This window comes from Amycolatopsis sp. NPDC005961, from assembly GCF_040629235.1.
In the GTDB taxonomy this organism is placed as follows: domain Bacteria; phylum Actinomycetota; class Actinomycetes; order Mycobacteriales; family Pseudonocardiaceae; genus Amycolatopsis; species Amycolatopsis camponoti.
The window spans coordinates 1-25,324 of sequence record NZ_JBEXVF010000046.1 but is presented as its reverse complement, the minus strand read 5'-3'; the positions used below and the strand labels follow the sequence as shown (position 1 = coordinate 25,324).

Sequence of the window (25,324 nt, the reverse complement as noted above, 5' to 3'; positions counted from 1 at the left end):
CAAGGGTTCTCCGCGGTCCACCCCGGACTTACGGTCGGCGCCGTGACTGACTCAGGAGTGGACGTCGTCCTCCCATGCCTCGATGAAGCGGGCGCCCTGCCGGGGGTCCTGGCCGGGCTGCCGCCGGGTTACCGCGCGATCGTGGTCGACAACGGTTCGGCCGACGGCTCGCCCGAAGTGGCGGCCTCGCTCGGCGCGAAGGTCATCCACGAGCCGCGCCGCGGCTACGGCGCGGCCGTGCACGCGGGACTGGAGGCCGCCACGGCGGACATCGTGTGCTTCGCCGACGCCGACGGGTCCCTGGACCTCGGCGACCTGCCGCGGCTGGTGACCGCGGTCGGGGACGGCGCCGATCTGGCCGTCGGACGGCGGGTGCCGACTGGGCCCGGGGTGTGGCCGTGGCACGCTCGAGCCGGGAACGTCGTGCTGGCGCAGCTGCTGCGTCGCCGGGGGCTGCCGGTGCGGGACATCGCCCCGCTGCGCGCGGCGGACCGGCGGGCCTTGCTCGGCCTCGGTATCACGGACCGGGCGTTCGGTTACCCGCTCGAACTGCTGATCAAGGCCCAGCGGGCCGGCTGGCGGGTGCGCGAGTTCGACGTCCGCTACGGCGAGCGCGCCAAGGGGACGAAGTCGAAGGTGTCCGGCTCGGTGCGGGGCACGCTGCGCGCGGTCCGCGACTTCGGGCGGGTGCTGGCGCGATGACCGCTCGGTTCGTGCTGCTCGTCGTGGCCAAGGCGCCGGTGCCGGGGCTCGCCAAGACCCGGCTCTGCCCGCCGGCGACACCCGCCCAGGCCGCGCAGATCGCCGCGGCCGCGCTGCTCGACACGCTCGACGCCGTGTGCGCTGTCCCGGGCGCGGCGCCGGTCGTCGCGATGACCGGCGATCTCGGCGCCGCCGCCCTGGCCACCGAAATCGGGCTGGCGCTGCGCGGCGTCACCACGATCCCGCAGCGAGGCTGGGACTTCGGGGCTCGCCTGGCGAACGCCCACGCGGACGCCGCCGCGGTGCACACGGGTCTGCCGATCCTGCAGATCGGCATGGACACCCCGCAGGTCACCCCGGATTCGCTCACCGCGGCGGCCGCCCCGGTCGTGCACGGCAGTCACGACTCGGTGCTCGGCCCGGCCGAGGACGGCGGCTGGTGGGCGCTGGGCCTCGCCGACCCGCGGCACGCGCAGGTCCTCGCGGGCGTCCCGATGTCGCGCGACGACACCGGCGCACGCACGCTGAGCGCGCTCACCGCGTGCGGACTGCGGCCGCGGCAAGCCGCCCGTCTGTCCGATGTGGACACGATGGTGGACGCTCGCGCGGTGGCGGCGGCGTGCCCGGACGGCCGGTTCGCCCGCGCGGTCGCGGCGGTCCGAGGGCGGGCGGTCGCATGAAGACGGCACTCATCGGCAACGAGTTCGACCGCGGCCTGCTCGGCCACCACTGCTGGCTCGAACTGGCCGACGGCGAACGGGTCGAGCTGCCGGTCGAGCGGTGGGGAGCGCCGTCCGACGGCGACGAGGTCCTGCTCGACGCCTGCGCCGGACCGACCCTCGACATCGGATGCGGTCCGGGGCGGCTCACCGCGGCCCTGGCCGCGCGCGGAGTCGTCGCGCTGGGCGTGGACAGCTCGCGCACGGCCGTCCGGTTGACGCGCCGTCGCGGCGGAAGTGCGTTGCACCGCAACGTCTTCGACCACGTGCCCGGCGAGGGACGATGGCAGCACGCCCTGCTCGCCGACGGCAACATCGGCATCGGCGGCGACCCGGTCGTCCTGCTGCGGCGCGCGGCGCAACTGATCGCCGTCGACGGCGACGTCCTCGTCGAGCTGGAACCGCCCGGGCACGGGCTGCGGCACGAGCGCGTCCGGCTGCAGCCCGGGCACGCCGACGTCGCGTGGTTCACCTGGGCGTGGGTCGGCGTGGACGCGATCGCCGAAGTCGCCGTGCGCGCCGGGTTGCGCGTCGACTGGACCACGCAGCACGGCCACCGCTGGTTCGCGAGGCTGGAGCGATCGTGAAACTGCCCATCCCGAAGGAAGAACAGTTCAAGGCGGCGGCGCACGACGAGCGCGTGACGTCGAAGATCGGCCTGGCGCTGGCGGTCACGTTCACGACGTGCTTCGTCACCGGCCTGATCAGCCACCTGATCCAGCACCCGCCGGAGTGGTTCTTCTGGCCCAGCCGCCCGGTCGGGCTCTACCGTGTCACGCAGGGGCTGCACGTGATCTCCGGCGTGGCGTCGATACCGCTGCTGCTGGCGAAGCTGTGGAGCGTCTACCCGAAGCTGTTCGGCCGGCCGCTCGTCCGCTCGCTGCCGCACGCGCTGGAGCGCCTCTCGATCCTGGTGCTCTCGGGCGCGGCGTTCTTCGAGCTGACGACGGGGCTGCTGAACGTCGCGCAGAACTACCCGTGGGGCTTCTACTTCCCGCAGGTGCACTACGCGGTCGCGTGGCTGGCGATCGGGTCGATCCTGGTGCACGTCGCGGTGAAGCTGCCGGTCATCCGCCGGGCGCTGAGCCGCGGGACGCCCGATGAGGAGCCGCCGGCCGCCGGGCTGTCCCGGCGCGGGTTCCTGCGCACGACCGGGCTGGCGACGGGCGTCGCCGTCGTCGCCACCGCCGGTGCGACGGTTCCGTTCCTGCGCGGGGTGTCCGGCCTCTCCTGGAAGACGGGCAAGGGCACGCAGGACCTCCCGGTGAACCGGACGGCGGCGGCCGCGGGCGTCACGTGGTCGGCGTCCTGGCGGCTCTCGGTGGTGACCCCGGGCGGCACGAAGAAGTTCTCCCTCGACGAGCTGCGCGCGCTGCCGCAGATGACGGCCGAGCTGCCGATCGCCTGCGTGGAGGGCTGGAGCCAGTCGGCGACCTGGCGCGGGATCTCGTTGCCGGTGCTGCTGAAAGCCGTCGGCGCGTCACCGGGCACCGCGGTACGGGTGTCCTCTTCGGAGCGTTCCGGGCTCTATAGCGTCAGCGTCCTGCCTGGCGAGCACACGGCCGACGAACTGACGTTGCTGGCGCTGGAGCTGAACGGCGAGGTGCTCGACCTCGACCACGGCTTCCCGTGCCGCATCATCGCCCCGAACCGGCCCGGGGTGCTGCAGACGAAGTGGGTCACGAAGCTGGAGGCGCTGTGAAGACCGCTCGCGCTCTGCTCGCCCTGCCGGGCCTCGCGGCGCTGGCCTGGGGCGTGGTGTTGTTCGTCGAGTACGCGTTCCCGCTGCGTCCGGACGTCTTCGGGACGGTCGGCTGGATCGTCGGCGGACCGCTCGTCAACGACGGCGTCGTCGCCCCGCTGACCGCGGTGCTCGGCATCGCCCTGGCCCGCGTCCTCCGGCCGCCTTGGCGGGTTCCGGTGGTCACGGGCACGGTCATCACGGGCGTGCTGCTGATCGTGGCGTTCCCGCTCCTCTGGCGCCCGTACGGAACGCCCCCGATGCCCGGCCTCCACGACGGCAACCCGGCCCTGGGCCTGGCCCTGACCCTGTCCGCGGTCTGGCTCGCGGTGGTCCTGACCGCCCTGGCCCGTGTCGTCCGCCCAGGTACGCGTGTCGTCCCTCCAGACACGCGTGATGCCCCGCCAATCACGCGAGATACCCCGCCAATCACGCGAGATGCCCCGCCAGACACACCAGCCGACCCTCCAGGCACGCTGGCCGACCCTCCGAGTACGCCAGCCGACCCCCCAGGCACGCGAACCGACCCCTCAAGTACGCCGGCCGACCCTCCGGGTACGCGAACCGACCGTTCCGGCACCTGACCCCGGCCGCAAACGCGGCCACGCGCGACCGGCATCGAGTGCCTGGTCGCGCGTGGCCTTTGTGGGTCCGGCCCCGAGGTACGGGGGTCGAGCCGATGCTGGTCTCGGCCGCGCCGAGGCGGCCGAGCGTCTGGTGGGATCAGTTGGCCGGGACGGGCTGTCCGCCGAGCGTCACCTCGACCGTGCGGCCGTCGGAGAGGGTGAACGTCGCCTTCTCGTCCGGGGCGCGGGTGCGGATCGCGGCGACCAGTGTGTCGGACGTGTCGATGTTCCGGTCGTCGATCTTCGTCACGATGTCGCCGGACTTGAGGCCGGCCTTCTCCGCCGGGCTGCCGGCGGTGATGGCACCGAGCTTCGCGCCGCCCTGCGGGGCGTCCGTGACCTGCGCGCCGATGTAGGTCTGCACCGCCTGGCCGGTCTTGATGATCGTGTCCGCGGTGCGGCGGGCCTGGTCGATCGGGATGGCGAAGCCGATGCCGACGTTGCCGCTCTCGGAGCCGCCCTGGCCCTGGCCGCCGGACGCCGACTGCGGGCTGTAGATCGCCGAGTTGATGCCGATGACCTGGCCGGACATGTTGGCCAGCGGACCGCCCGAGTTGCCCGGGTTGATCGCGGCGTCGGTCTGGACGGCGTCCATCACCGTCTCCTGGCCGCCCTGGCCGCCGCCCGCCCGCACCGGCCGGTGCAGCGAGCTGACGATGCCGGAGGTGACCGTGCCGGCCAGCTCGAACGGCGAGCCGATGGCGACCACCGACTGGCCGACCCGCAGGTCGTCGGACCGGCCGATCTCCACGGGGGTCAGGTTGGCGACGCCGTCGACCTTGACGACCGCGATGTCGGTCGTCGGGTCGCGGCCGACGACCTTGGCGGCGGACTTCTTGCCGTCCTGGAACACGGCCTGGATCTGCCCGCCGTTCGCGGCGACCTCGACGACGTGGTTGTTGGTCAGGATGTAGCCGTCGGTGCTGATGACGAACCCGGAGCCCTCGCCTGCCCCCTGCTGCCCGCTCACCTGCAGCTCGACGACGCTCGGCGACAGCTTCTGCGCGACCGCCTCGACCGAGCCGGCGGGCGCGTTGCCCGTCTGCTGGGCCGGCTTCGGCGCGTCGAGCGCGTTGCTGCCCGGTCCGCTGGACGAGCCGCCGGTGAGGTACCCGACCGCCCCGCCCGCGATGCCGCCGACGAGCAGCGCGACCAGCGCGACGCCGGCGAGCAGCTTGCCGCCGGATCGCTTCGGCTGCGCGGGCGGCGCCGGCGGCGCGCCGTAGACGGACGTGCCGGGCTGCCCGTACGGGCTGGGGTTCGGGTAGACGCTCTGCTGGGTCTGACCCGACGCGGACCAGGGGTTCGAGTTCGGCGCCCCGTAGGACGGATCGGCCCCGGTCACCGCGTGGTAGGACGGCTCCGGCGACGAGTACTGCGGCGTGCCGCCGGACTCGGGCGTGGCGGCCTGGTCACCGTACGGGCTCCCCGCCCAACCGCCCTGAGCGGCCTGCTGGCCGGTCTCGGGGTGCCGCGGCGCGGCGGGGTCGTGCGCAGTGGGGTCGTTCTCGGTCATGTCATCACCTTGCGGGACGGTCCTGAGAGGTTCCTGAGCCGAACCTGTGCATCGGAGATGAGTATGGCCGGATCAGCCCGCCGCGCGGAGCTTTTCCGCGATCTGCTCCGGCGTCGCGTCGTTGACCCACACCGCCATGCCCGATTCGGACCCCGCCAGGTACTTCAGCTTGTCCTTGGCGCGCAACACGGAGAACAGTTCCAGGTGGAGCCAGCCGAGCTCGCGGTCGCGGCGCACCGGCGCCTGGTGCCACGCCGCGATGTACGGCAGCGGCCGGTCGTACAGCGCGTCACACCGGCGCAGGACGTCCAGGTAGACGTCGGCGAAGTCGTCACGCTCGGCGTCCGTCAGGGCCGGGATGTCCGGAACCTGCCGGTGTGGCACCACGTGCACCTCGATCGGCCAGCGCGCGGCCGGGGGCACGTACGCCGTCCAGTGCTCGCCGGACGCCACCACGCGCGCCCCGGACTTCCGCTCGGCGGCCAGCACGTCGCCGAGCACCGGGCGGCCGTGTTCGGCCTGGTAGGCACGGGCGACGTCGAGCATCCGCCCGGTCTTGGGCGTGACGAACGGGTAGCCGTAGATCTGCCCGTGCGGGTGCGACAGCGTGACGCCGATTTCCTCGCCGCGGTTCTCGAACGGGAAGACCTGTTCGACACCGGGCACTTCGGACAGCGCGGCGGTGCGGTCCGCCCACGCGTCCACCACCGCCCGCACCTGCTTCGGGCTCAGCCGCGAGAAAGCGCCGTCGTGGTCGCTGGTGAAGCAGACGACCTCGCAGCGTCCACGGCCGGGCCGCACCTGCACCAGTCCGAGACCATCCACAGTGGACGGCTCGCCGATGACATCTTCGGCAAAGGAAGGAAAGCGGTTCTCGAAGACGACGACGTCGTAGTCGCTTTCGGGGATTTCGCTCGGTTTTCCGGGCTTGCTCGGGCACAGCGGGCAGAGGTCCGCCGGCGGCTTGTAGGTCCGCGTCTGCCGGTGCGCGGCCATCGCGACCCACTCGCCGGTCAGCGGATCCAGCCGGATCTCCGACGCGGCCGAAACCGGCGGCAGGTCGCGGGTGTCCTCGGCGACGCGGTCGGGTGCGCCGGGCTGGTCGAAGTAGATGATCTCCCGGCCGTCGGCCAGGTGTCGTACCGTGCGCTTCACGCTTCTTCGGCCTCGACTGTCTCCGCCGTCTCGGCGATCATGAGTTCCGTTGCCCTTTCGGCGAGTATTTCCTTGGCGTCGTCGGGAATTCCGTCATCGGTGACGACGACGTCGGCCTCGTCCAGGTCGGCGATCGTGGAGATCCCGACGGTGCCCCACTTGGTGTGGTCGGCGAGCACGACGAGCTTGCGCCCGGCCTCGACCAGCGCGCGGTCGGTCTCGCTCTCGGTGAGGTTGGGCGTCGTGAACCCCGGCCCCTCGGCCATCCCGTGCACGCCGAGGAAGACGACGTCGAGGTGCAGCGACCGCAGGCTGTGCACGGCGACCGGCCCGACCAGCGCGTCCGACGGCGTCCGCACCCCGCCGGTGAGCACGACGGTGCGGTCCGGCTGCGTCGACCCGCGGAGCACGTCGGCGACCTGGATCGAGTTGGTCACGATGGTGAGCCCCGGGATCGCGTCGAGCGCGCGGGCGAGCGTCCACGTGGTGGTGCCGGCGGAGATGCCGATCGCGGTGCCGGGCCGCACGAGCGTCGCGGCGAGCTCGGCGATGGCCTCTTTCTGCGCACGCTGGCGCACGGACTTGGCCTCGAAGCCGGGTTCGTCGGTGCTCTTGCCGACGATCGAAGTGGCGCCGCCGTAGACCTTCTCGACGAGCCCTCGCCCGGCCAAGACGTCCAGATCGCGGCGCACCGTCATATCGGAGACACCCAGCCTGGTCACGAGGTCACTGACCCGGACCGCACCGGTCCGGCGTGCCTCTTCCAGGATCACCGCCTGTCGCTGACGCGCCAGCACCGCTCAACTCCGTCCCCGTCACACCCCAACCACACAAAATCCTACACGATTCAACACAGGATCCGCAGGGTCGACCTGGGTGAACTTCGAATGACCAGGTCACGGAGCAGGCGTAGCGGGCGCGGGCGAACAACACCACGACGAATCAGCCAGGCGCCCCCGGCAGCCGGATCGTCATCAGCGCGCCGCCCTCGGGCGCCCGCGCCGCGTAGACCGCGCCGCCGTGCCGTTCGGCCGCGTGCTTCACGATCGCCAGGCCGAGGCCCGAACCGGGCAGCGTCCGCGCCTCCGACGAGCGGTAGAAGCGGTCGAACACCTTGGGCAGGTCCTCTTCGGCGATGCCCGGGCCCTCGTCGGCGACCTCGACCACGGCGGTGCCGTCGCCGAGCGGGTACAGCCGCACCCAGACCGTCGCGTCCGCCGGGGAGAACTTCACCGCGTTGTCCAGCAGGTTCAGCACCGCGCGTTCGATCGAGCTGTTGTCGCCGGTGAGCACCCACGGCTGCAGCGAGACGTCGAAGTTGATCTCGCCCGCGCGGCGCCGCGCCCGGTCGAGCGCTCGCTCGACGACGTCCAGCAACTCGACGCGCTCGAAGCGTTCGCGGGGCTCGTCCTGGCGCGCGAGCTCGACGAGGTCGCCGATGAGCTGCGTCAGCTCGTCGAGCTGGCCGCTGATGTCCGCGACGATGTCGACGCGGTCCTCGTCCGGCAGCGGTGGCGCGCCCGGCTTGCTCGCGGCGAGCAGCAGCTCGAGGTTGGTGCGCAGCGACGTCAACGGCGTCCGCAGCTCGTGGCCGGCGTCCGCGACCAGCTGGCGCTGGCGTTCCTGCGAGTCCGCGACCGTGCCGAGCATGGTGTTGAAGCTGGTGGTGAGGCGCGCGAGCTCGTCGTCGCCACTGACCGGGATCGGCCGCAGGTCGCCGGTCTTGGCGACGCGCTCGGCGGCCGACGTCAGCCGGTCGACCGGGCGCAGACCGGTGCGCGCGACCGCGGTGCCCGCCGCGGCGGCGACCAGGATGCCGGCGCCGCCGATCAGGAACAGCACCAGCGCGAGCTCGTTCAGCGTGCGCTTGGTCGGCGCCATCGACTGCGCGAGCACGATGGCCTCGCCGTGCCCGGTGGGCAGCGCGACCACGCGGCTGTCCGTGCGGAAGTCCGTCCGCAGCGACTCCGCCGAGTCGCCGTTCGCGACGGCCAGCTCGTCCTGCCCGAACGGCGGCGGCGAGCTCGAGAGCGGGTAGGTCATCACGGCGTGCTGGACGTCGGGTGCGGCGTTGAGCTGCCCGATCTGCAGGTCGGCGCTGGCCAGGAACGCGCCCGGCACCTGGCGCAGCTCGGTCTGCACCTGCGGCGACGCGACGGCCGCCTGGGCGCGCGCCATCAGGCCGTCGTCCAGCTGCTGGTAGAGGTTGTTGCTCACGACCATGTACGCGCCGAGCGACACCAGCGCGACGGCGCCGGCGACACAGGCGGCGGCGAGCAGCGTCACCCGGCCGCGCAGCGAGAACCGGCGAGTCCCCCAGCGCGTGCCGCGGGGATCGCCGGGCTCGATCACGGCGGGGTTTCCCTCAGGACGTAGCCCACCCCCCGCACCGTGTGGATCAGCCTCGGCTCCCCCTCGGCCTCCGTCTTGCGGCGCAAGTAGCCGACGTAGACCTCCAGCGCGTTGCCCGACGTCGGGAAGTCGTAACCCCATACTTCCTCCAGTATCCGGCCCCGCGTGAGGACGTGCTTCGGGTAGGAAAGGAACAGTTCCAGCAGCGCGAACTCGGTCCGGGTCAGGCTGATCTCGCGGCCGTCGCGGCGGACCTCGCGCGTGCCCGGGTCGAGCGTCAGATCCGCGAAGGACAGCATCTCCGACGCCTGGCCGTTCTGGGCGTCCGGGGTGGCGCGGCGCAGCAGCGCCCGCAGCCGGGCGAGCAGCTCTTCCAGCGCGAACGGCTTCGGCAGGTAGTCGTCGGCGCCGGCGTCCAGCCCGGACACGCGGTCGGAGACGGTGTCGCGCGCGGTGAGCACGAGGATCGGCAGGTCGTCGCCGGTGCTGCGCAGGCGGCGGGCCACCTCGAGGCCGTCGAGGCGGGGCATCATGACGTCCAGGACCATGGCGTCCGGACGGTCGGCGATGATCGCTTCCAGGGCTTGCGCACCGTCGCTGGCCAGCTGGACCTGGTAACCGTTGAACTCCAGGGACCGCCGGAGCGACTCACGGACGGCGCGGTCGTCGTCCACCACAAGGATGCGCATGGCGACAGTTTTACTCAGCGTGCTGAGACTCGCCTAAGAACACACACAGAACTAACAAAGAGAATCCTCACTCCGGTGCGCGCGCGACCGGAGCGTTCCAGTGCCGCCAGAGCGCGATCATCCTGATCGCGACGACCACGGCGGCCGCGATGACGGTCACCGGCCCCTCCGGCAGTCGCACAGCGTGACCGACCACGACGAGCGCCGAGCCGGCCAACGCGGCGACGGCGTAAATCTCTTTCCGCAGGACGAGGGGGATTTCCCGGAGCAGGAGATCCCGGACGGCCCCGCCGCCGATGCCGGTGGTCATGCCGATCAGGCACGCGGCGTAGACGGTCGCGCCGGCGTTCAGCGCGATGGTCGTCCCGGCGGTGGCGAAGACGCCGAGCCCGAGCGCGTCGGCGAGCAGCACACCGCGTCGCAGCCGCGCGACCTGCGGGTGGAAGGCGAAGACGACCAGGGCGGTCGCCGCGCAGACGGCGAGGTAGGGCCAGTTCCGCAGCGTCGTGGGCGGGTGGATGCCGAGCAGGACGTCCCGGATGACCCCGCCACCGAGCGCGGTGGTGAGCCCGACGACGACCACGCCGAAGACGTCGAGCCGCGCCCGCACGGCGGCGAGCGCCCCGGACGCCGCGAAGGCGACGAGCCCGAGGAACTCCAGCGCCGTGAGCAGCATCTACTGGTCGAGAAGTCCACCGCGGTAGGCCAGCAAAGCGGCCTGCACCCGGTTGGCCGCCCCGATCTTGGAGAGCACGGCGGAGACGTACCCCTTGACGGTGGCTTCGGACAGGTGCAGGCGCCCGCCGATCTCGGCGTTGCTCAGTCCCTGCCCGATGAGCGCGACGACCTCGCGTTCGCGTTCGGACAGTGAGGCGAGCAGCTTCCGGGCCGGCTGAGCAGCGCGTTGTTCGTCCCGGTGGGACTGGACCATCCGCGCGGCAACGCCCGGATCCAGGACGGCCCCACCGCGGCTCAGGTCCCGGACGGCCCTCAGCAGAGCGGCGGGATCGATGTCCTTGAGGAGGAAGCCGTTGGCGCCGAGCCGCAGCGCGAGGCTGACGTACTCGTCGATGTCGAAGGTGGTCAGCATGGCCACGGTGGGCGGATCGGGAAGGGCGAGAATGGCCCTGAGGGCGCGAATGCCGTCGTCAGGAGCCCGCATCTTGATGTCGAGCAGGGCGACGTCGGGGTGGTACCGCCGGGCAACCTCCACTGCGGATCTGCCATCGGAGGCCTCGCCCACGATCTCGATGTCCTGAGCCCCGGACATCATCGCGCGCAACCCCGAGCGCACCAGTTCCTCGTCGTCGGCGAACATGAGCTTGATCAACGAAGCCCTCCGCAACAGCCAGTAGGAGGCGGCTCCCCGCGTCCCGTTAACGAAGGTTACCTACTGTTGTTCAGCAGTTCGAAACCAGACACGACCAGGTGACCGGCTGGTCCGTCCAGGTCAGGCGCGGTGGACCGTCCGGCAGGGTGTATCCGCCATGTGGGAGACCGGTGAGAACCACTCACCTGGGTGACGCCGTAGGTCGTACCGCCCCAGGTGCTCGACCACCCTTCGGCAGGCTAAGCTTGCGTCGGCAGTAGCAGGCCCTCGTAGCTCAGGGGATAGAGCACCGCTCTCCTAAAGCGGGTGTCGCAGGTTCGAATCCTGCCGGGGGCACAAAGCCCCTGGTCGGGTAGATGACCAGGGGCTTCGCGCTAGGCCAACCCTTGCTTAACTCTCATCTTTGGGAAGCTCGATCTTCGGACGCTCAGCCAGCGCCGGGCCGACGTCCTCGCCCACAACGCCTCGTTCCATGTAGTCCTCTTGAGTCGTGCTGATTCGCTCGTGTCCGAGATAGTCGGCGATCTCGCGAGCGGTCAGGCCGGCATCATCGAGGACCCCGGCGACGTAATGCCGGAAGTCGTGGGGGTGCAGACCCTTGTAAGGCGTCTTCTCAACGACCATCCGGAACCGGGCCCGGGTGTTGTCAGGGTCCCGCAAAGTGCCGGTCGCTGAGGGGAACACCCACAGCGTCTCAGCCTCTGCCTGACGACGTTTGAGGATGTCCATCACCCAGCCAGGCGGGCGGATCGTGCGCATGCCCGCGCGGCTCTTGGTGTGGTCCTGCACGAATAGGCCCTGCCCGGTCACCCGAATCGCGGTCCCGTGAAACCGGATCGTGCCGGCATCGAAGTTGACCGAGGTTTCCCAGTCGAGCGCGAGCAGCTCGCCGATACGGCACCCGAGCCCGGACAGTACGTCGACCATGTCGACCAAGTCCCATCGCTTGGCACTCTCAGCAGCGTGGAACACCCCGAGAATGGGACTGATGGTCTTCGCGTTTACCGTACGTTCCTTCTTGCGTTTCTTGGCACCCAGACTCTCGATCTCGCGAACCGGATTCTTGTCGAGTGCGTCGTGTCGGACGACCAGAGCGAAGATGCCGGACAGCACGACTTTGACGTGCGACGCCGCACCACGGCCGTTGCGATCCCGCGTCTCAGTGATCAGGCGGTTCACCGTCGAGACGCGGATGTCTCGGACTCGAAGATGCCCCATCGGCGTCGCCAAGTACCGGTTCCACGTGTCGCGGTACTCCCGCTTGGTGCGCGCGGCCTTGCTTGATTCGTCAATCGACTTCAACCACATATCTGCCGCGACGGAAACCTTGGTCTCCGCCTTGATCTCACCGTCGCCCGACCTTCGCGCGCGATCGCGCAAGGCTTCAAGCAGGTTGTTGATCGCCTTGGCCTTTGTCGACCCGACCCGTTCGACCGGTCGCGTAACGCCGTCGTAGTCCTTGTAGTTCGCCACAGCTCGCGTTCCGCCGTGCGGCAGGTCGTACGTGCGGATCTTTCCCCAGGTTCCCAGTGGGAGCGATGGCCTGCCCATCAGACCACCCCCTGCTGATCGACCCACGAGTCGACGTCCTCGGAGCGGTAGCGAACGTACTTGCCGATGCGGCGGCCGGTCGGCCCGTAGCCCTTGGTACGCCACTGGTAGAGGGTGTTCTTCGGAATGCCGAGATAGTCGGCTACGTCTTCGATGCTGAGCAGCTTGCTATTCATGGTCGCTTTCCTTGCTGTACTTGAGTTTGCGGTCGTCTCGGATGCGTTCGGCGATACCGGCGGCGAGTTCGCGTTCGGCGTCGTCGCGGTAGCCGGAGCCGTCGAAGGCCCAGTCGTTGACCACGGCGACGGAGTCGGCGCGGTCGTCGAGGCCCAGGCGTTCGAGGGTTTCGGCGAGCCGGAACGCCCGGCGGTCACCGCGGATCGCCTTGAACGTCGTGGAGTAGGCGAGGGACTTGGTGAGGAAGTGGCCCCGGAACGCGAGCATGTGCGCCCACCGGCGGAGCTTCAGGTCCTCGAACACCGGGAGGTCCCCGAGATCCCAGGCGGTTTGGATGATGCGGCGGTGGTGCGGGGTCACCTGCAGGTGGTCGATGTCGAGCTGGGAGCGGATCGGCCGGTCGGCGGCTTCGCTCTTGCCGGTTCCCTTGGTGGCGTACTTGGCGATGTAGGCGGCGAGCCGGGCTTCGGAGATCTGGCCGGCATCGTCTTCCAGCTCGGCCGATGCGGCCGGTTCGATGCGGCGGACGTCGACCTGTGTGCCCCAGGTGAGCGGCAGCTCGGTGCCGTCGGGGTACGCGGTTCGCACGAGGACGGCCCCAGCAGCCGCGTAGACGGCGTCTTCGAGCAAGTCCGGGTGCGCCCACCGGGGAGCGGGAGAGACGGCGCCGTCGGGGCCGTCGAGGCGGACTACGGCGTGGAAGTGCACAAGCCCGCGCCGCTGGTATTCGGCGACCTTCCCGTAGGAGAGTCGGGCCTGTTCGGCGAACTCGCGGGCCTTGAGCCCGGCCCGGCGGGCGATCTCTCGCCGGAGTCGCATGGTGAAGCGCTGCCACAGGACGCCGGCGTGGGCCTGCCAGAGCACCGACCCGACGTAGTCGTAGGTCTCCGGGTCCAGCGGGGCGCCGAGGCGGGTGTCGTCGTCGTGGTGGTACTCCCCGCAGCCGCACGGCCGACGCTTCCCGTTGCGGGTGATGTGCGCGGTGTGCACCGGGCCGAACGAGGGGGCGGTGAGGGTGACGAACGCGCGGGGCCGGTCGCCGACCGTGGTGGGGATGCCCTTGTGGCCGCCGATGAGCCCGGCGCGGATGAGGTGGAAGGCGTCGGCGGCGTAGCGGTCGGAGCAGGCCGGGCAGACCCCGGACCGGCGGTTGCCGCACGGGGCGAAGATGTCCCCGCCGTGGTGGTGCAGCACAGCCCCGGTGGCGACGTCCTGGAGCTGCTGGGCGCCGGAGAGGCGGATGGGGCGGGCGCAGCCGTTGACGGCGCGGACCTTGACTCGCCAGTCGTGGTAGTCGAGGGCTTTCACGCGGGCGGCGAGGCGGTCTTCCAACGTCAGCATGTCGGAGCCTTTCGGTTGGCGGGCATGAAAACGGCGCGGGAGCCGGTTGGTGGCCGGGCTCCCGCGCCGTGGCGGGATACGTCGCAGGTGGGTCAGGTGGTCGCAAGTTCGCGCAGGATCTGCGCGGCCATCGATTCCGGGACCCGCACGACGCGGCGGATCTCCTCGATGGTCAGCTCGCGGCCTTCGCTGCGGGCGGTTTCGGCGGCGGTGGTGATCCGGCTGGTCAGCTCAGCCGGCAGCTTGAGCCGAGGCCGGGCCGGAGCGACCGTGGCGACCGGCGCCGGGGGTGCTGCGGCGTCGGTCCGGGACGCGGTCACGGTGACCGGCTCAGGCACTGAAGCCGCCGGGGTCTCCGGGGTCGGGGTGCGGCGCATGAGGAGCTTGACGACCACGAGGAACCCGAGTGCCGGCATCGCGGCCACCAGCCACCCAGCCGGGGTCGGTTCGGCGAGCGCGACCTGAGCGGCCATCTGCACCCCGAACCCGGCCACCAGCACCACCACCGGGAACGTGAGCTTGCGGGAACCGCCGGTGCGGTGGTCACGCTGGATCTCGAACCCGGCGACGATCACGATGCCCTCGATCACCACCGCGTCGGCCCAGGCGATCCAGCCGAGCTGCCCGTGGTGCACAGCCCAGTCGTGGGTGTGGGTGAACCCGGCCGCCGCACCGATCGTGCCAAGAACCACGGCAACCAAGGTTCGGACGATGTCCACCAGCCGACGAGTCCGGTTCGTACTGTCCGCAGTGGACATGAGGATGTCTCCTTCGGGTCAGTGTTCGCCGCGCCACCGGGCGGCGTAGTGGCGGTAGTGGTCGGCTTCCTGCTCCAGCAGCCGGACGACGGTGTCGGCCAGCTCAGCCATCTGCGGGTTCCGGTAGCCCGGCTTCTCCCGTTCGCTGCTGGGGATGGCCAGCTCTGCCGTGTAGTACTCGTAGAGCAACCGGTCGATGTGTCCGAAGTAGTGAATTCCGCTCATAGCAAGGCCTTTCAGGTCAGCGGCGTGAGGTTGGACCAGCGTTGGAGCATGTCCCGGCCGCGTCGGGTGAGCCGTAGCGGCAGGACGGGTTTGCAGACGACGCCGTGCAGGCACGAGACCGTCTCGCGGGCCGGGCTGCGTTCGACGTAGCCGATGGCCACCAGGTGCATGACCACGTCGTCCTCCTGGGCAGCCCGGCAGTGACCCTCACCGTCGAGGACCATCACGCGGTCGGTGTCGTCCAGTAGCCCGAACTTCCCCTCCCGGACTTCGGCGAGCACGTCCTTGGCCACCAGCGGGTTCCCGGGCGAGCCGAGGGGCTTGCGGCGTCCCCGGGCCGGAGGGCACGCGCGGCCGGGCGTCGGAGCCGATGCCGGCGTGGGGGTGCCGAACAGACCGAGCTGCCCCGGGTCGCGGCGGGTCATCGGATGCGCTCCCGTCCGACGTCGCCGAACTCGCGGTTGCGGAACTCGGTCACCCCGAGCACCATCCCGAGCCCCACGCAGCCCAGCACGGCGGCCACGATCCAGAACAGCGGGGACCAGCCCTGCCCGAGGTAGATCAGCCACAGCACGAGCGCGGCCGGGACGCCGTACTTGGCGTAGAGCCAAGCTCGCCACACGAAGAATCCGAGACGCCACATGGTCATTCCTTTTCGGACGGTTGATGGCGAGGACAGAAGACGTTCGGGTACTCGGTGACCCAGGTCGGGCACCACGTGCGCAACGTCTCCTGCAGGGCGTCCCACTCCTCGAACAGGTCCGGCTTGTCCCCCGGCAGCTCGGCACACACCCCGCACCGCGCGAGGTACACCTCATCGAGTGAAGCAACGTGGGCCTCGTACAGCTCGATCCCGCGTCCCGCGAACTGCTCCGCCGCGACCTGCATCTCCCACACCGCACGGGACCGGTCGCGGTGAATCCGGCCGCTGAGCGGACGGGGGTAGGCCCCCACGACGACGTGGTAGTGCGGCTGCCGCAGTAAGGCCGGGTAGGTGACCGTGGTCATCACGCCACCACCGAAAGCCCGGGAACCGGCCGGCCGGAGCGGATGAACGCGATCAGCTCGTCGATCTCCCGGTCGTCCACGTAGGCGGCCCGGACGCGCTGCGGGACGCGGGTGCGCTGCCGGATCACGTAGCCGATACCGGCGGTGTCGGGCACGTTCGGGATCTCGTCGGCGAGGGCACCGCGCAGGCGGGCGCCGTCTCCGAGGACCATGTCCACGTGCGACTGTGCGGTGACCCGCAGGCACACCCGGGTCGGGAACAGCTCCCGGACCGGGACCGTGTCCTTGGTCGGCTCCTGCACCAACGCGGTCATGAAGTGCCCCGTGGCGCGACCCTGGGACCCGGCGATGGCGAGCTGCTTACGCAACGTCCGGGCGATCGAACCGTCGCCGTAGGCCAACAGCGCCCCGATCTCGTCGATGATCAGCAGGTTCAACGGCGTCTCAGCCGAGACCTCGATCTTGCGGCGCCCGGTCGCGGCGAAGGACTGCTGCACCGACCGCAGGTCCGCGATGTACTCCTCCACCAGCGCCGCGCAGCTCTCCTCGGTGTCGGCGTAGCGGTAGGCCACGTGGGCGTCGCCGAACTTGCGGAACTCCAATTGCTTCGGGTCGCAGATCCACAACCGGACCAGCCCGTCTCGGATCAGCGGAGCCAGGCCGCGTAGCTGCGACAGCACGATCGAGTTCTTGCCCGCACCTGTCGCCCCGGCGATGAACAGGTGCGAGCGCAGGCTCAGCCGCCAGTCCGTGCCGTACTCGGTGTCCCCGACGTAGATGTCATCCAGGTCGACCGCATCCGGCGTGTCGGGCATCTCCGGGGCCGAGATGGTCTCGGTGAACGGCTCCGACCGTTCGATGATCAACACGACGTAGCCGGGCTTCGGGTGCTCGAACGCGATCCGCTGCACTCGCAGGGTGTCGGCGAGCCGTTCCAGGTTCTCCTCGATCGAGCGGCGAGCCTGCCCACGCGCCAGCGCCAGCGTGACCACGTCGACCGACGGGGAGTAGGAGCGCAGCCGGGTGATGCGCGGGAACAGGTCTTCACCGGTCTTGCGGTCGGTGACGTACATGTCGCACGCCCGCAACGCCCGGGTGAAGCGCGGCCCGACGTAGGCCGACCAGCGGCGCCGCCAGGCCCGAAGCCGCGGGGCGGCGTAGTGGTCGAAGGTGTCCGGGTGCGCCCGGTACCAGCAGAGCAAGGCGCCGGCCGTTCCGCCCGCGATCCCGCCGGCAGCGGTCCAGCCGAGCTCGAGCCCGGACCCGACGAGCGTGGTCGGGGCGAGGGTGGCGCCGGGGTGGTGGGCGAGCCACTTGAGTGCTTTGACTTCGGTCCCGGTCTGGCGGGACGACTTGGGGGTGTTCATGGCTTTGGTGGTCCTCTCGAACAGCACAAGACCGGCCCCGCGTCCCGTGGTGGGAGCTGGGGCCGGTCGCGTGCGCAACGCATCATGGGGTCAGGGGGTGATGGCGGTCCGGGCGTCGGTCAGCTCGGTGGTGAGCGTGCCCATCGCGCGAGCCATACGGTCGTGCGCGGCCTTGAAACCGTTCCTGTGCAACGGCATCCCGCGCATCGAGTCCTTGAGCTGCGTGAGCGTGGAACCGAGGTCGTCGACGACCCGGTCGACCTGGTGCGCCATGGTCAGAACCTCCAGTCCCGCGAGATCAGCTCTGCTTCGTGCTTCTTGCCCAGCACGCGCAGCCGGTCGAGTTCGTCGAACGCCTTCGTGCGCAGCGCCTTGAGTTCGTCCTTGGTGGCGATGGTCCAGGAGTCGGCCATCGCGGCGTCGTCGTAGCGGTCGATGAGCTTGTCGACCTCGCCGAGGACTTCGGCGACCATGTCCATGTTGGACACGAACGTCGCGTAGCGCTGCTGAGCGCGTCGGTTGAGTACCGCGAGCTGCATGTCAGCTCCACCGTCCCGGGTTGTATTCCAACTGCCAGGCCAGGTTGGACAGCTCACCGACCATCCCGGCGACCCACCGACCGGCCTGCCTCTTCGCCTCGGCCGAGGCGTCGGTGGCCTGGAACTTCTCGAACGCAGCGGTTGCCGCATCCACAATCGCCTGAATCTCCTGCATTCGCCTCTACCCTTCGCGCGTCGTGGCGACCAGCTCAGCCGCCGAAGTGAGGTCCGCTGCCAGGAAGCGCACCGCGTTCCCGACCGCGACCTTGATCTCCCGATCCGTTTCGGTCGCCGCGAACGCGCGGTATGCCTCGTTCGCCGCCGTGATGATCGCCAGGATTTCCGACATGTCAGCCCCCGTTCCGGATCACGTGCTGCGCGTGCTCGATGCCTTCGCAGAACCCCGCCTGCCAGGCCAGGTCTTCCGTCGTCTCCGCCAGCGCGGCGGCCCGTTCCCGCTCCAGTCGCGCGGCGAGCATGCGGATCACCACACCGACCTTCACCGGGCGGCTCACCGGCCGGCCTTCCACGCCAGCGCCAGCCCCGAGACCAGCGCGAGAACCCCGAACACCGGGGCCGCCACGATCAGCAGCCCGACCAGCAGCAGCCACACCAAGTACGTGAACACCGTTGTTTCCTCCCTACATGTGCCACTGGCGGCCGCACACGGTGCACGTGGCAACCCGTGTCGGTGACAGCCAGAAACTTGCCGAACAGACGTGGTCGGTCTCAGGAACCCCGCTTCGGGCCGTGCGGGTCGTACGACGACAACCCCCTCCGAACCGCGTTCAATGCGCCACCCATTCGCCTACTCCTTCCGCTCGAAACTCCGTGGTAGAACCCCAGGACCCTCGGACAGTTGATCCGGCCGGGAATCGAGGCGCGCCACCACAAACAGCGCGTTTTAGGCATGGATCGGCCCACTCTGTATTTGTCAAAGAACAAGAAGTGCCCTCGCCCGACTCGAAAACGGGCAGCCAACCGACTTGGGAAGGGCTCCAGGGTGGTGATGACGCGACAGCCGGGGAGGTAGCCGCGCGAACCGGTCACCCACCGGTCATGACGTCAGGCTCAGGCGGCGCGCTGCGCAGCACCCGACCCGACAGGCTTCAACCCGAGAGCCTTGAACCACAGACCCGAGCCGGAGATCCGGCCGTCATCCCCGATGGTCTGCCACGTGTTGAGGACCGGGTCGATCAACTCGACGTAGGAGCCTTCCTCGAACCCCTCCCCCGGGTCCGATGCGAGCGTCACCTTGATCTCTTCGCCCTTGCCCGGGCGGCGTCCCTCCACCGGACGCGGCTTCGCGAACAGCATCACTACGAACGCCTGGTTGCCCTCGCGGTCGATCGCGGGCTGGAGCTCCCCCTTGACCTCGCGCATCTTCATCGTCGGGGCCTCCGTGACCATGAACCGGTAGCCCGAGCTGACGAACGGGATGTCCTGCATGCCTGCCTCCAAGGTCACCATTAGAACTATCTCTATTAGACCGGAGGGGATGGCAGCTGTCAATAGAACTATCTCTATTACTTCATCGGCGCGGTAGACTGCAGGTAGAGATAGGGTTATCGCCCACCGAGAGGAGGCGGCTTGACGATCGGCTACCGCGACCTGGCCTCACTGCTCAGGGACGCCATCAGGGCAGGCGACTACCCGCCGGACAGCACGCTTCCGAAGCAGGATGACCTCGCCAACCAGTACGACATCAACGTCAATACGGTGCGCAAGGCCATCAGCGTTCTCGAGTCCGAAGGGCTCGTGACGTCCGTCCGCCGACGCGGCACCGTGGTTCGAGCGCGGCCGCCGATGAAGCGTCTCGGTGTAGAGCGCTACGCGAAGAGCAAGTGGAAGTTCGGACTCGTGGCGTTCGCCGCCGACCGCGAAGCCTCGGGGCAGGCATGGAACCGGAACGATCAGACCAACCAGGTCCGCAAGGTCGAAGCCGACGCCGACGTGGCGAGCGCCCTCGGCGTCGAACCCGGGAGTCCCGTGTATGAGCGCGCGCGACTGGTCAAGCAAGACGGTCATCCGACCCACACGCTCACCAGCTACTACCGGCCCGAGCACGTCGAGAACACGCCGATCGTCGACCCGAAACCCGGCACGGCGACTCCCGGCGGCGGCTTCGCCGTGCTCACGCTCCAGGGGCTGGAGCCCGACAGCATGACGGAGACGTTCCACTCCCGCATGCCGACTCCCGAGGAGATCGACGAACTGGAACTCCCCGCCGGTGAGCCCGTGATGATCCTGGAGCGCACGACCCGGACGGCGGACGGCACCCCGGTCGAGTTCGCACGAGGGGTTCACGCGGCTTCCCGGTTCGCCTGGTCTTACACGTTCGAGATCCCCGAGTAGTTCCGCGAGGAGACACCTGTGCCGACGCCGACGACGGGAATCCCCGGAGAGCTTCGGGAAGACGTCGAGACGCTGTGGAACTTCCACCGCATCGACGACCCGTTACGCCCTGTCGACGTAGCCATCGGGCTCGGAAGCCATGACCCGAGCGTCGCCGTCTACGCAGCCGAGCTGTACGGCCGGCACCTCTTCCCGCTGATCGCCTTCACCGGTGCCAACGCTCCGACCACCGTCGACCGGTTTCCTCGCGGCGAGGCCGTCCACTATCGAGAGATCGCGATGGATAAGGGCGTCCCGGACTCCGCCATTCTCGTCGAGCCGAGGGCGACGAACACGGCGGAGAACTTCGAGTTCACCCGTGAACTACTTCGCCAGCACGGGACCGAGGTCAATACCGCACTCATCCTCAGTCGGCCATACCAGCAGCGCCGGGCCTACACGACCGCGAAGAAGCTGTGGCCAGAGGTCGACTTCCTCTGCTCCGCGATCCAACAGCCATTGACTGACTACGTCGAGAGCATCGGCGACCCCAAGCGCGTGATCGACATGCTTGTCGGCGACACCCAGCGGCTGACGATCTACGCCGACGCCGGGTACGCGATCCCCCAGGACATCCCGGCCGACGTCGAGGCGGCGTACAACAGGCTGATCGCGGCGGGCTACGACAGCCGCCTGATTCCGACCAGTTAGGACCCCGACCGTGGAAGCCGACGAGTTTGACCGCGTTCACCAGGACCCCGACCCGATCCGGCGGGCGAAGCGTTCCACAGCACTGATCGAGACGTACCGAGAGCGGATGGCCGAGCTGTCACGCCTGCGCAAGGAGGCGATCGAGCAAGCCCACGACGCCGGGATGAGGTACACCGAGATTGCCGCTTCCCTCGGCATCAGCAAGGGCCGCATTACCCAGATCCGGTCTCAGCCGTCCGAGTCGGAGTGACCTCAGCCCGTCCCTCGGAACAGATGTGTTCAGAGTTTCTTTTCTTGTTCAAGGCGGCCCCTCCGGGGCCGCGCCGCTATCGGCCGGCACGCGCGGGGCCCGCCTCCGGCACCCACGCGACCGGCCGGCGGCTGCACCAGGGACCGCAGCTCAAGAAGACGAGAATGTCCTCGCCGGACGGGCAGGTCTCCGAGATGGCCAAGTCGAGCGCGGCGGTTGCGTCCGTGTGCGGCCAAACGGCATCTCGTCAACCTCCCCGAGGGCTATCACGCCGCGTCAAGGGGGCAGACTGCAGGCAACCGCCGAGTAGCAGAATAGGCCCCCTTGACACAGCGTGATCGGGCTACGCCAGGTCGACGAGATGCCGAAAGGCCGCTCACTCCAATAAACATTGACCCTCTATTGACACCCATTGTTATCGCGCGGATTGAGCTCTTGGCAAAAAACCACCTGAAACGCTTGGTATGCTTTTGTGAACTTGCCGCTGTCCACATCTTCGAACTTCAGTGTCCCAAGCGAGGGCGGTAACGTACTTGCCATGACGCGATGAGCGTCCCAGGCGGCCTTGCTCCCGTATACATAAATAAGATTCACGGCATCCTGGTACGCTCCCCTGGCATCCAGCCAATCTTTGATTGGTCCAGGGGCGCCTGGGTTAACGTCAATCGCTCCGTGAGATTTCTTGATGGCGTCTAAGAGTGCGAAGTTCTTGCGCGAATACTCGTTAGCTCTATTCAGATATAGCAAGTAAACCTCAGACCTCTTCGCTCTAAGCTCGGAGTTTTGCTGGTCGAGAGCAGCGACGTGCTGCTGTTCCAGTGCCGCCTCGCGAGAGCCTGACGCGCCTATGTAGCTTCCCCAGAGAGCTGCACCTGCAGACAGCACGGCTGCTGCCAAAACCATCACAGAGTTTCCCCAGAATGTCGGACCGAGTGCACGCCGCTTCACCCGAGGGGAAGCCACTTCTGCGCGCGACTCACTTGCCCCAGCGTGTGCCACGGCGACATCGTTGCGAAGTGGCTCAATATCTTCATTACCGTCACTTGGGCTTACTTCATCTGACACTGTCATTCCCTAGTTTAAGCAGGTCTCGCTATGGCAGCGAATCTATCCATTTGAATACATTTCGCGCCGTAGTCACATGAGTCCACGAGCTGCGGTAATCGCTATCCAAACCTCGGTGAGTAAAGGCGTTTCGCGCTTTTATCAACTCTCCATACTTCGCATAGAGCTGCGGATCTTCGATCGCCAAGGAGCGGCCGAATATTGCCTTTGTTACGTCTTTCACGATGTCTAGAACGCGCAGCTTTGCAGGCCGGCCTTCGGGCAGAAGCAGCTCAAGCAGTTCCGACTGATCGTCGCTCGATAAGTCTACTAACCGCTGCTTGATCTTTATCTCGCAGGCAGTGGCAGCCAGCACTAAAGCAGGCCCGTTAGTGCTATCCGGATTCAACATCACCTGATTACAGGCTTGTGCAAGCAGGATCGACGATGGTTCAATTTCTCGCAAAGAGAGAATGTGCTCCAACTGAGACCGATTTGGCGTTGGCCAGCCAGACACGATTCCGTTGCGCCGATACTCGCCGAAGCCCACCAAAGTCTCCCAGTGGTCATTGAGCAAGACCTTTGCGGACTCTAATTCCGGCTTTATTCCCGCCAAGCCAACAGTGGGCTGGGAAACTTTGAAAGTGTCCGATATCAGTGATGCAACTCGAACAGTTGCGCCAAATGCAGCGTCAATTATTGACCGATTGCTTGCATCTGATACGGAATTCAGATGAGTAGACGTCTCGAAGGTCGATAGATAGAAGCCGTGCACTTCTTCCCTATCGCCTGAGCCAACCTGAGTAAAGGAACCAATTTTTGAGTCTTGGAAGCTGACCTCGACCTTGTAGCCGTCCATGGAAGTCGCAAGGCTACAACCAGCCAAGTCGGAGGCCGCATGCGCAATCTGCCCGACTGTTCGCCCTAGAACGAACCGGCACCAGAGACGTGACGTCATGCCCCAACGTTAGCCCATCTCATGCGCATCACTCGTGTAGGCGGCACCACATGTAGCCACTATCAGGTCGGCCGCCCCCATGTGTAGTGAGGTCGCTGCCCATGGCGAACATGACGAACAGAGGTACGGACCCAGGCGCTCCCGTCCGTCGGCGCGCCAGCAGGTTCGCCGCAGGCGCACAGCAGCACCGCACGAAGGGTGAACCGGATCCACAGCCCACATTCCGCCCACATGACAGCAGCGAACGATGACAAACGATCGTGATCAAGAACCGCGATCTCGCCTGGTCAACCGTGAGACACTGGCTGCATCGCAGGTCCTAGCAGCGGCGAGTAAGTGAAAGGGGACGTCAGTTCAACGAACCTAGCATACCGAGGAATGATCTGCTGGAACTCGCACCCCGCGACCTTTATTCCTCATCTCAACAAGCAATTCGTAAGCGTGGGGACAGCCGATCTCACTATACGAATAGCATTCCCCGAGAACGTTTGCCGTATTGATCGCGGTTAGCCCCTTGTTCTTTGCGAAGTCGAGTGCCGGCATATCATCAGTGATCAAGATCGCTCCCGGAGCACGATTCTCCATGTAGAAGATGATCTCAGCCTCACCGAGGTGCTGCAAGGGGAGGGAGGCAGTCCCACCCAGCGCTCGCCTAATCCGATCAATCTCGCGGTTTTCGTCAGGCGTCACCAGGATTTCTACCGGGTCTCCGAGCCAGTTCGCAGTCAAAATGTCTCGAATTTTGGGCTCCTGGGAAACGCCTCGCTGCAACTCAACTTCTACCGTCTCTGTCCACAAGGCCCGATACCCGTAGTGGACTTCAAGCAGGTCAAGCCGATCAACGACAGCGAAGTTCACGAGCGTATTGGTGTCAAATATAACAGAGCCTACCTGTGCGTTCATTTCTAGGCATCCACCGCGTCCGCGTTCTCGGGAGGCGCAAACTTGTGAGGCGAAAGATCCTCAAGGAGCGCTTCCGGTGGAACTTGAGCAATCTTTGCGATTGGCCTAATACTGATACGCGCTTCGGTATAGGCATGGATCGCACGCATCAGGAGCAACTCCGGAAAGCGTCGGTCATTGCGCGCCTGAAGATCTGCCGCCCGTCCACTGCGCAGTGCGATAGTACTCGAAGACATTCGCGCGATCCGATCGCGCTCAGCAGCATTAATCGCACCAATATTGTGAAGTCTATACGTTAGCGCTTCGAGGCTAACCCGGTACCTACCCAAAAGATCCGCAATGAGATCTTCGTCGATAGTCGCGGTTTCGGTTGCATCTTTTAGGCATTGCGAAGGCATCAGAAAAGCGGCCGCAAAGGCGTTGGCCCTTCGCTCCTCCGGAGAGCGTACACCATAGATATTTTCATCGACATGCAAAGACTGCGAGTCGCCAGCAAAGATATGCCCCAGCTCATGCGCCAGAGTAAACCTCTGCCTTACACCAGAAATTCTGCTATTAATCGCGGCCAATTTGAAACTATCACATGAAATTGACATTCCATCAAAACCGCCAGACAACGGCTCAAATGATACATCAATTCCGAGCTTCGCTTCCACGAAGGATGCGAAGTCATCCAACTTCAGCGGAAGATCACCGTCATGCAGTCCGATTTTGTCGCGAAGCTTTTCCGCGAGCCGCTCGCCTTGTCTGTAGTCGGGGATTCCCAGCTCGGGCTCGATTGGAATCTTCTCAGCCCTGTTGTAGTAACCGAGTTCGTTAAGCAGCTGGTTGATCTCCACAAACTCTTCAACTCGATGCAATGCGGCTGCATATTCAGCCTCAACGCCTGGCTGAGTTCGAGCAGCCACCATGACTTCCTGCGGAGATTCACCAACTTCGTCGAGCAGCTCGCCTACCGTCAAGCCCAGAGCCTCGGCGACCAACGCGACTTCAACCGACTTGAAGTGGCGCTGACCAGCCAGAGCCCTGGAGAACGACGAAGGGTTCATGCCGATACGTTCAGCAAGATCTTGCTGGTTGAGGCCAAGCCCCGCCATCCCCGCACGCATACGTGCGACGATCTCCCCGTGTGTGGCTGCCATACTGTCAACCGTACGCACCACTTGCTAAAACCGCAAGCGTACGCCTGTCACTCATACGGCGCAATCGCTCACCAGGTGCTACCTGTCAGTAGGCGGGCTGGCGGGCTGGCGGGCTGGCGGGCTGGCGGGCTGGCGGGCTGGCGGGCTGGCGGGCTGGCGGGCTGGCGGGCTGGCGGGCTGGCGGGC

34 protein-coding genes and 1 tRNA gene are annotated in these 25,324 nt (G+C 67.6%); 9 read left to right on the top strand and 26 right to left on the bottom strand.

The window, feature by feature from the left end:
- Positions 1-57: 57 nt before the first annotated feature.
- From ABZ342_RS32680 to ABZ342_RS32660, 5 genes are read left to right on the top strand one after another with little or no spacing between them, the layout of a single operon-like run.
- Positions 58-702, top strand: coding sequence for a glycosyltransferase family 2 protein (locus tag ABZ342_RS32680; protein WP_360481301.1), 645 nt, complete (start codon positions 58-60; stop codon positions 700-702).
- Positions 699-1,382 carry a DUF2064 domain-containing protein gene (locus tag ABZ342_RS32675; protein WP_360481158.1) on the top strand — a complete coding sequence of 228 codons (684 nt, stop codon included), beginning with the start codon at positions 699-701 and terminating at the stop codon, positions 1,380-1,382. The genes ABZ342_RS32680 and ABZ342_RS32675 overlap by 4 nt, the downstream gene beginning before the upstream one ends.
- Entirely contained in the window at positions 1,379-2,008 is a 630-nt protein-coding gene (locus tag ABZ342_RS32670; RefSeq protein WP_360481155.1) for a class I SAM-dependent methyltransferase, read from the top strand. Before ABZ342_RS32675 ends, ABZ342_RS32670 begins: the two co-directional genes overlap by 4 nt.
- Positions 2,005-3,123 carry a molybdopterin-dependent oxidoreductase gene (locus ABZ342_RS32665; RefSeq protein WP_360481152.1) on the top strand — a complete coding sequence of 373 codons (1,119 nt, stop codon included), beginning with the start codon at positions 2,005-2,007 and terminating at the stop codon, positions 3,121-3,123. Before ABZ342_RS32670 ends, ABZ342_RS32665 begins: the two co-directional genes overlap by 4 nt.
- On the top strand, positions 3,120-3,746 hold the full coding sequence (locus ABZ342_RS32660; RefSeq protein ID WP_360481149.1) for a hypothetical protein: 627 nt from the start codon (positions 3,120-3,122) through the stop codon (positions 3,744-3,746). The genes ABZ342_RS32665 and ABZ342_RS32660 overlap by 4 nt, the downstream gene beginning before the upstream one ends.
- A gap of 139 nt (positions 3,747-3,885) precedes the next feature.
- On the opposite strand, the gene ABZ342_RS32655 is transcribed toward ABZ342_RS32660, so the two are convergent.
- The 7 genes from ABZ342_RS32655 to ABZ342_RS32625 all read right to left on the bottom strand — a co-directional run bounded on the left by ABZ342_RS32655 (position 3,886) and on the right by ABZ342_RS32625 (position 10,830).
- Positions 3,886-5,304, bottom strand: coding sequence for a trypsin-like peptidase domain-containing protein (locus ABZ342_RS32655; RefSeq protein WP_155540834.1), 1,419 nt, complete (start codon positions 5,302-5,304; stop codon positions 3,886-3,888).
- A gap of 72 nt (positions 5,305-5,376) precedes the next feature.
- Positions 5,377-6,459: a galactose-1-phosphate uridylyltransferase gene (gene galT, locus ABZ342_RS32650; RefSeq protein ID WP_360481146.1), complete on the bottom strand. Its 1,083-nt coding sequence runs from the start codon at positions 6,457-6,459 to the stop codon at positions 5,377-5,379.
- On the bottom strand, positions 6,456-7,256 hold the full coding sequence (locus ABZ342_RS32645; RefSeq protein WP_155540832.1) for a DeoR/GlpR family DNA-binding transcription regulator: 801 nt from the start codon (positions 7,254-7,256) through the stop codon (positions 6,456-6,458). Before ABZ342_RS32645 ends, galT begins: the two co-directional genes overlap by 4 nt.
- Positions 7,257-7,401: 145 nt before the next feature.
- Positions 7,402-8,811, bottom strand: a complete 1,410-nt coding sequence (locus ABZ342_RS32640) for a HAMP domain-containing sensor histidine kinase (protein WP_360481142.1) — start codon at positions 8,809-8,811, stop codon at positions 7,402-7,404.
- Positions 8,808-9,500, bottom strand: a complete 693-nt coding sequence (locus ABZ342_RS32635; protein ID WP_155540830.1) for a response regulator transcription factor — start codon at positions 9,498-9,500, stop codon at positions 8,808-8,810. The genes ABZ342_RS32640 and ABZ342_RS32635 overlap by 4 nt, the downstream gene beginning before the upstream one ends.
- 67 nt (positions 9,501-9,567) lie before the next feature.
- Positions 9,568-10,176 carry a TRIC cation channel family protein gene (locus tag ABZ342_RS32630; protein ID WP_155540829.1) on the bottom strand — a complete coding sequence of 203 codons (609 nt, stop codon included), beginning with the start codon at positions 10,174-10,176 and terminating at the stop codon, positions 9,568-9,570.
- Positions 10,177-10,830, bottom strand: a complete 654-nt coding sequence (locus ABZ342_RS32625; protein WP_013230063.1) for a response regulator transcription factor — start codon at positions 10,828-10,830, stop codon at positions 10,177-10,179. It lies immediately after the preceding gene.
- Between the two features lie 263 nt (positions 10,831-11,093).
- Between ABZ342_RS32625 and ABZ342_RS32620 the strand changes: the two genes are divergently transcribed.
- A tRNA-Arg gene (locus ABZ342_RS32620) sits at positions 11,094-11,166 on the top strand.
- Positions 11,167-11,220: 54 nt separating this feature from the next.
- Here ABZ342_RS32620 and ABZ342_RS32615 read toward each other — a convergent pair.
- The 15 genes from ABZ342_RS32615 to ABZ342_RS32545 form a co-directional block, all read right to left on the bottom strand.
- Entirely contained in the window at positions 11,221-12,303 is a 1,083-nt protein-coding gene (locus tag ABZ342_RS32615; protein ID WP_360481138.1) for a site-specific integrase, read from the bottom strand.
- Between the two features lie 77 nt (positions 12,304-12,380).
- A complete protein-coding gene (locus ABZ342_RS32610) occupies positions 12,381-12,557 on the bottom strand; it encodes a helix-turn-helix domain-containing protein (protein WP_329054973.1) in 177 nt (58 codons plus the stop codon).
- On the bottom strand, positions 12,550-13,899 hold the full coding sequence (locus tag ABZ342_RS32605) for a replication initiator (protein WP_360481134.1): 1,350 nt from the start codon (positions 13,897-13,899) through the stop codon (positions 12,550-12,552). The genes ABZ342_RS32610 and ABZ342_RS32605 overlap by 8 nt, the downstream gene beginning before the upstream one ends.
- A gap of 92 nt (positions 13,900-13,991) precedes the next feature.
- Positions 13,992-14,657, bottom strand: a complete 666-nt coding sequence (locus ABZ342_RS32600) for a DUF2637 domain-containing protein (protein ID WP_360481131.1) — start codon at positions 14,655-14,657, stop codon at positions 13,992-13,994.
- An 18-nt stretch (positions 14,658-14,675) separates the two neighbouring features.
- A complete protein-coding gene (locus ABZ342_RS32595; RefSeq protein ID WP_360481128.1) occupies positions 14,676-14,882 on the bottom strand; it encodes a hypothetical protein in 207 nt (68 codons plus the stop codon).
- A gap of 11 nt (positions 14,883-14,893) precedes the next feature.
- Entirely contained in the window at positions 14,894-15,307 is a 414-nt protein-coding gene (locus ABZ342_RS32590) for a hypothetical protein (RefSeq protein ID WP_360481125.1), read from the bottom strand.
- Positions 15,304-15,525: a hypothetical protein gene (locus tag ABZ342_RS32585; protein WP_360481122.1), complete on the bottom strand. Its 222-nt coding sequence runs from the start codon at positions 15,523-15,525 to the stop codon at positions 15,304-15,306. The genes ABZ342_RS32590 and ABZ342_RS32585 overlap by 4 nt, the downstream gene beginning before the upstream one ends.
- Positions 15,526-15,527: 2 nt before the next feature.
- A complete protein-coding gene (locus ABZ342_RS32580) occupies positions 15,528-15,890 on the bottom strand; it encodes a hypothetical protein (protein ID WP_360481119.1) in 363 nt (120 codons plus the stop codon).
- Positions 15,890-17,257 carry an FtsK/SpoIIIE domain-containing protein gene (locus ABZ342_RS32575; RefSeq protein WP_360481116.1) on the bottom strand — a complete coding sequence of 456 codons (1,368 nt, stop codon included), beginning with the start codon at positions 17,255-17,257 and terminating at the stop codon, positions 15,890-15,892. The genes ABZ342_RS32580 and ABZ342_RS32575 overlap by 1 nt, the downstream gene beginning before the upstream one ends.
- 90 nt (positions 17,258-17,347) lie before the next feature.
- On the bottom strand, positions 17,348-17,530 hold the full coding sequence (locus ABZ342_RS32570) for a hypothetical protein (RefSeq protein ID WP_360481113.1): 183 nt from the start codon (positions 17,528-17,530) through the stop codon (positions 17,348-17,350).
- 2 nt (positions 17,531-17,532) lie between these two features.
- On the bottom strand, positions 17,533-17,796 hold the full coding sequence (locus ABZ342_RS32565; protein ID WP_360481110.1) for a hypothetical protein: 264 nt from the start codon (positions 17,794-17,796) through the stop codon (positions 17,533-17,535).
- A gap of 1 nt (position 17,797) precedes the next feature.
- Positions 17,798-17,971 carry a hypothetical protein gene (locus ABZ342_RS32560; RefSeq protein WP_360481107.1) on the bottom strand — a complete coding sequence of 58 codons (174 nt, stop codon included), beginning with the start codon at positions 17,969-17,971 and terminating at the stop codon, positions 17,798-17,800.
- 6 nt (positions 17,972-17,977) lie between these two features.
- A complete protein-coding gene (locus tag ABZ342_RS32555; RefSeq protein ID WP_360481104.1) occupies positions 17,978-18,145 on the bottom strand; it encodes a hypothetical protein in 168 nt (55 codons plus the stop codon).
- A gap of 1 nt (position 18,146) precedes the next feature.
- Positions 18,147-18,311, bottom strand: coding sequence for a hypothetical protein (locus ABZ342_RS32550; protein WP_360481101.1), 165 nt, complete (start codon positions 18,309-18,311; stop codon positions 18,147-18,149).
- A 556-nt stretch (positions 18,312-18,867) separates the two neighbouring features.
- A complete protein-coding gene (locus ABZ342_RS32545) occupies positions 18,868-19,245 on the bottom strand; it encodes a hypothetical protein (RefSeq protein ID WP_360481298.1) in 378 nt (125 codons plus the stop codon).
- Between the two features lie 141 nt (positions 19,246-19,386).
- Here ABZ342_RS32545 and ABZ342_RS32540 point away from each other — a divergent pair, with 141 nt between their 5' ends.
- From ABZ342_RS32540 to ABZ342_RS32530, 3 genes are read left to right on the top strand one after another with little or no spacing between them, the layout of a single operon-like run.
- Positions 19,387-20,151: a GntR family transcriptional regulator gene (locus ABZ342_RS32540; RefSeq protein ID WP_360481098.1), complete on the top strand. Its 765-nt coding sequence runs from the start codon at positions 19,387-19,389 to the stop codon at positions 20,149-20,151.
- Positions 20,152-20,169: 18 nt separating this feature from the next.
- Complete coding sequence (locus ABZ342_RS32535) at positions 20,170-20,841, top strand: YdcF family protein (protein WP_360481095.1); 672 nt, start codon at positions 20,170-20,172, stop codon at positions 20,839-20,841.
- 10 nt (positions 20,842-20,851) lie between these two features.
- A complete protein-coding gene (locus tag ABZ342_RS32530) occupies positions 20,852-21,091 on the top strand; it encodes a sigma factor-like helix-turn-helix DNA-binding protein (protein ID WP_360481092.1) in 240 nt (79 codons plus the stop codon).
- 399 nt (positions 21,092-21,490) lie between these two features.
- Here the strand turns inward: ABZ342_RS32530 and ABZ342_RS32525 are convergent, their stop codons facing one another.
- From ABZ342_RS32525 to ABZ342_RS32510, 4 genes are all read right to left on the bottom strand, one after another.
- Positions 21,491-22,156, bottom strand: coding sequence for a hypothetical protein (locus ABZ342_RS32525; protein WP_360481089.1), 666 nt, complete (start codon positions 22,154-22,156; stop codon positions 21,491-21,493).
- Between the two features lie 28 nt (positions 22,157-22,184).
- Positions 22,185-22,994: a hypothetical protein gene (locus ABZ342_RS32520; RefSeq protein ID WP_360481086.1), complete on the bottom strand. Its 810-nt coding sequence runs from the start codon at positions 22,992-22,994 to the stop codon at positions 22,185-22,187.
- Positions 22,995-23,456: 462 nt separating this feature from the next.
- Positions 23,457-23,996 (bottom strand): hypothetical protein, encoded by a 540-nt coding sequence (locus tag ABZ342_RS32515; protein ID WP_360481083.1) that lies wholly within the window; start codon positions 23,994-23,996, stop codon positions 23,457-23,459.
- Positions 23,997-23,998: 2 nt separating this feature from the next.
- On the bottom strand, positions 23,999-25,138 hold the full coding sequence (locus ABZ342_RS32510; RefSeq protein ID WP_360481080.1) for an ImmA/IrrE family metallo-endopeptidase: 1,140 nt from the start codon (positions 25,136-25,138) through the stop codon (positions 23,999-24,001).
- Positions 25,139-25,324: the final 186 nt, after the last annotated feature.

Coding starts and splice junctions, on each gene's coding strand:
- ABZ342_RS32545 (WP_360481298.1), bottom strand. CDS start 19,245: ATGCAGGACATCCCGTTCGTCAGCTCGGGCTACCGGTTCATGGTCACG.
- ABZ342_RS32580 (WP_360481119.1), bottom strand. CDS start 15,890: ATGACCACGGTCACCTACCCGGCCTTACTGCGGCAGCCGCACTACCAC.
- ABZ342_RS32605 (WP_360481134.1), bottom strand. CDS start 13,899: ATGCTGACGTTGGAAGACCGCCTCGCCGCCCGCGTGAAAGCCCTCGAC.
- ABZ342_RS32555 (WP_360481104.1), bottom strand. CDS start 18,145: ATGTCGGAAATCCTGGCGATCATCACGGCGGCGAACGAGGCATACCGC.
- ABZ342_RS32635 (WP_155540830.1), bottom strand. CDS start 9,500: ATGCGCATCCTTGTGGTGGACGACGACCGCGCCGTCCGTGAGTCGCTC.
- ABZ342_RS32610 (WP_329054973.1), bottom strand. CDS start 12,557: ATGAATAGCAAGCTGCTCAGCATCGAAGACGTAGCCGACTATCTCGGC.
- ABZ342_RS32600 (WP_360481131.1), bottom strand. CDS start 14,657: ATGTCCACTGCGGACAGTACGAACCGGACTCGTCGGCTGGTGGACATC.
- ABZ342_RS32675 (WP_360481158.1), top strand. CDS start 699: ATGACCGCTCGGTTCGTGCTGCTCGTCGTGGCCAAGGCGCCGGTGCCG.
- ABZ342_RS32570 (WP_360481113.1), bottom strand. CDS start 17,530: ATGGCGCACCAGGTCGACCGGGTCGTCGACGACCTCGGTTCCACGCTC.
- ABZ342_RS32515 (WP_360481083.1), bottom strand. CDS start 23,996: ATGAACGCACAGGTAGGCTCTGTTATATTTGACACCAATACGCTCGTG.
- ABZ342_RS32630 (WP_155540829.1), bottom strand. CDS start 10,176: ATGCTGCTCACGGCGCTGGAGTTCCTCGGGCTCGTCGCCTTCGCGGCG.
- ABZ342_RS32565 (WP_360481110.1), bottom strand. CDS start 17,796: ATGCAGCTCGCGGTACTCAACCGACGCGCTCAGCAGCGCTACGCGACG.
- ABZ342_RS32655 (WP_155540834.1), bottom strand. CDS start 5,304: ATGACCGAGAACGACCCCACTGCGCACGACCCCGCCGCGCCGCGGCAC.
- ABZ342_RS32590 (WP_360481125.1), bottom strand. CDS start 15,307: ATGACCCGCCGCGACCCGGGGCAGCTCGGTCTGTTCGGCACCCCCACG.
- ABZ342_RS32520 (WP_360481086.1), bottom strand. CDS start 22,994: ATGGACGGCTACAAGGTCGAGGTCAGCTTCCAAGACTCAAAAATTGGT.
- ABZ342_RS32560 (WP_360481107.1), bottom strand. CDS start 17,971: ATGCAGGAGATTCAGGCGATTGTGGATGCGGCAACCGCTGCGTTCGAG.
- ABZ342_RS32510 (WP_360481080.1), bottom strand. CDS start 25,138: ATGGCAGCCACACACGGGGAGATCGTCGCACGTATGCGTGCGGGGATG.
- ABZ342_RS32585 (WP_360481122.1), bottom strand. CDS start 15,525: ATGTGGCGTCTCGGATTCTTCGTGTGGCGAGCTTGGCTCTACGCCAAG.
- ABZ342_RS32575 (WP_360481116.1), bottom strand. CDS start 17,257: ATGAACACCCCCAAGTCGTCCCGCCAGACCGGGACCGAAGTCAAAGCA.
- ABZ342_RS32595 (WP_360481128.1), bottom strand. CDS start 14,882: ATGAGCGGAATTCACTACTTCGGACACATCGACCGGTTGCTCTACGAG.
- ABZ342_RS32670 (WP_360481155.1), top strand. CDS start 1,379: ATGAAGACGGCACTCATCGGCAACGAGTTCGACCGCGGCCTGCTCGGC.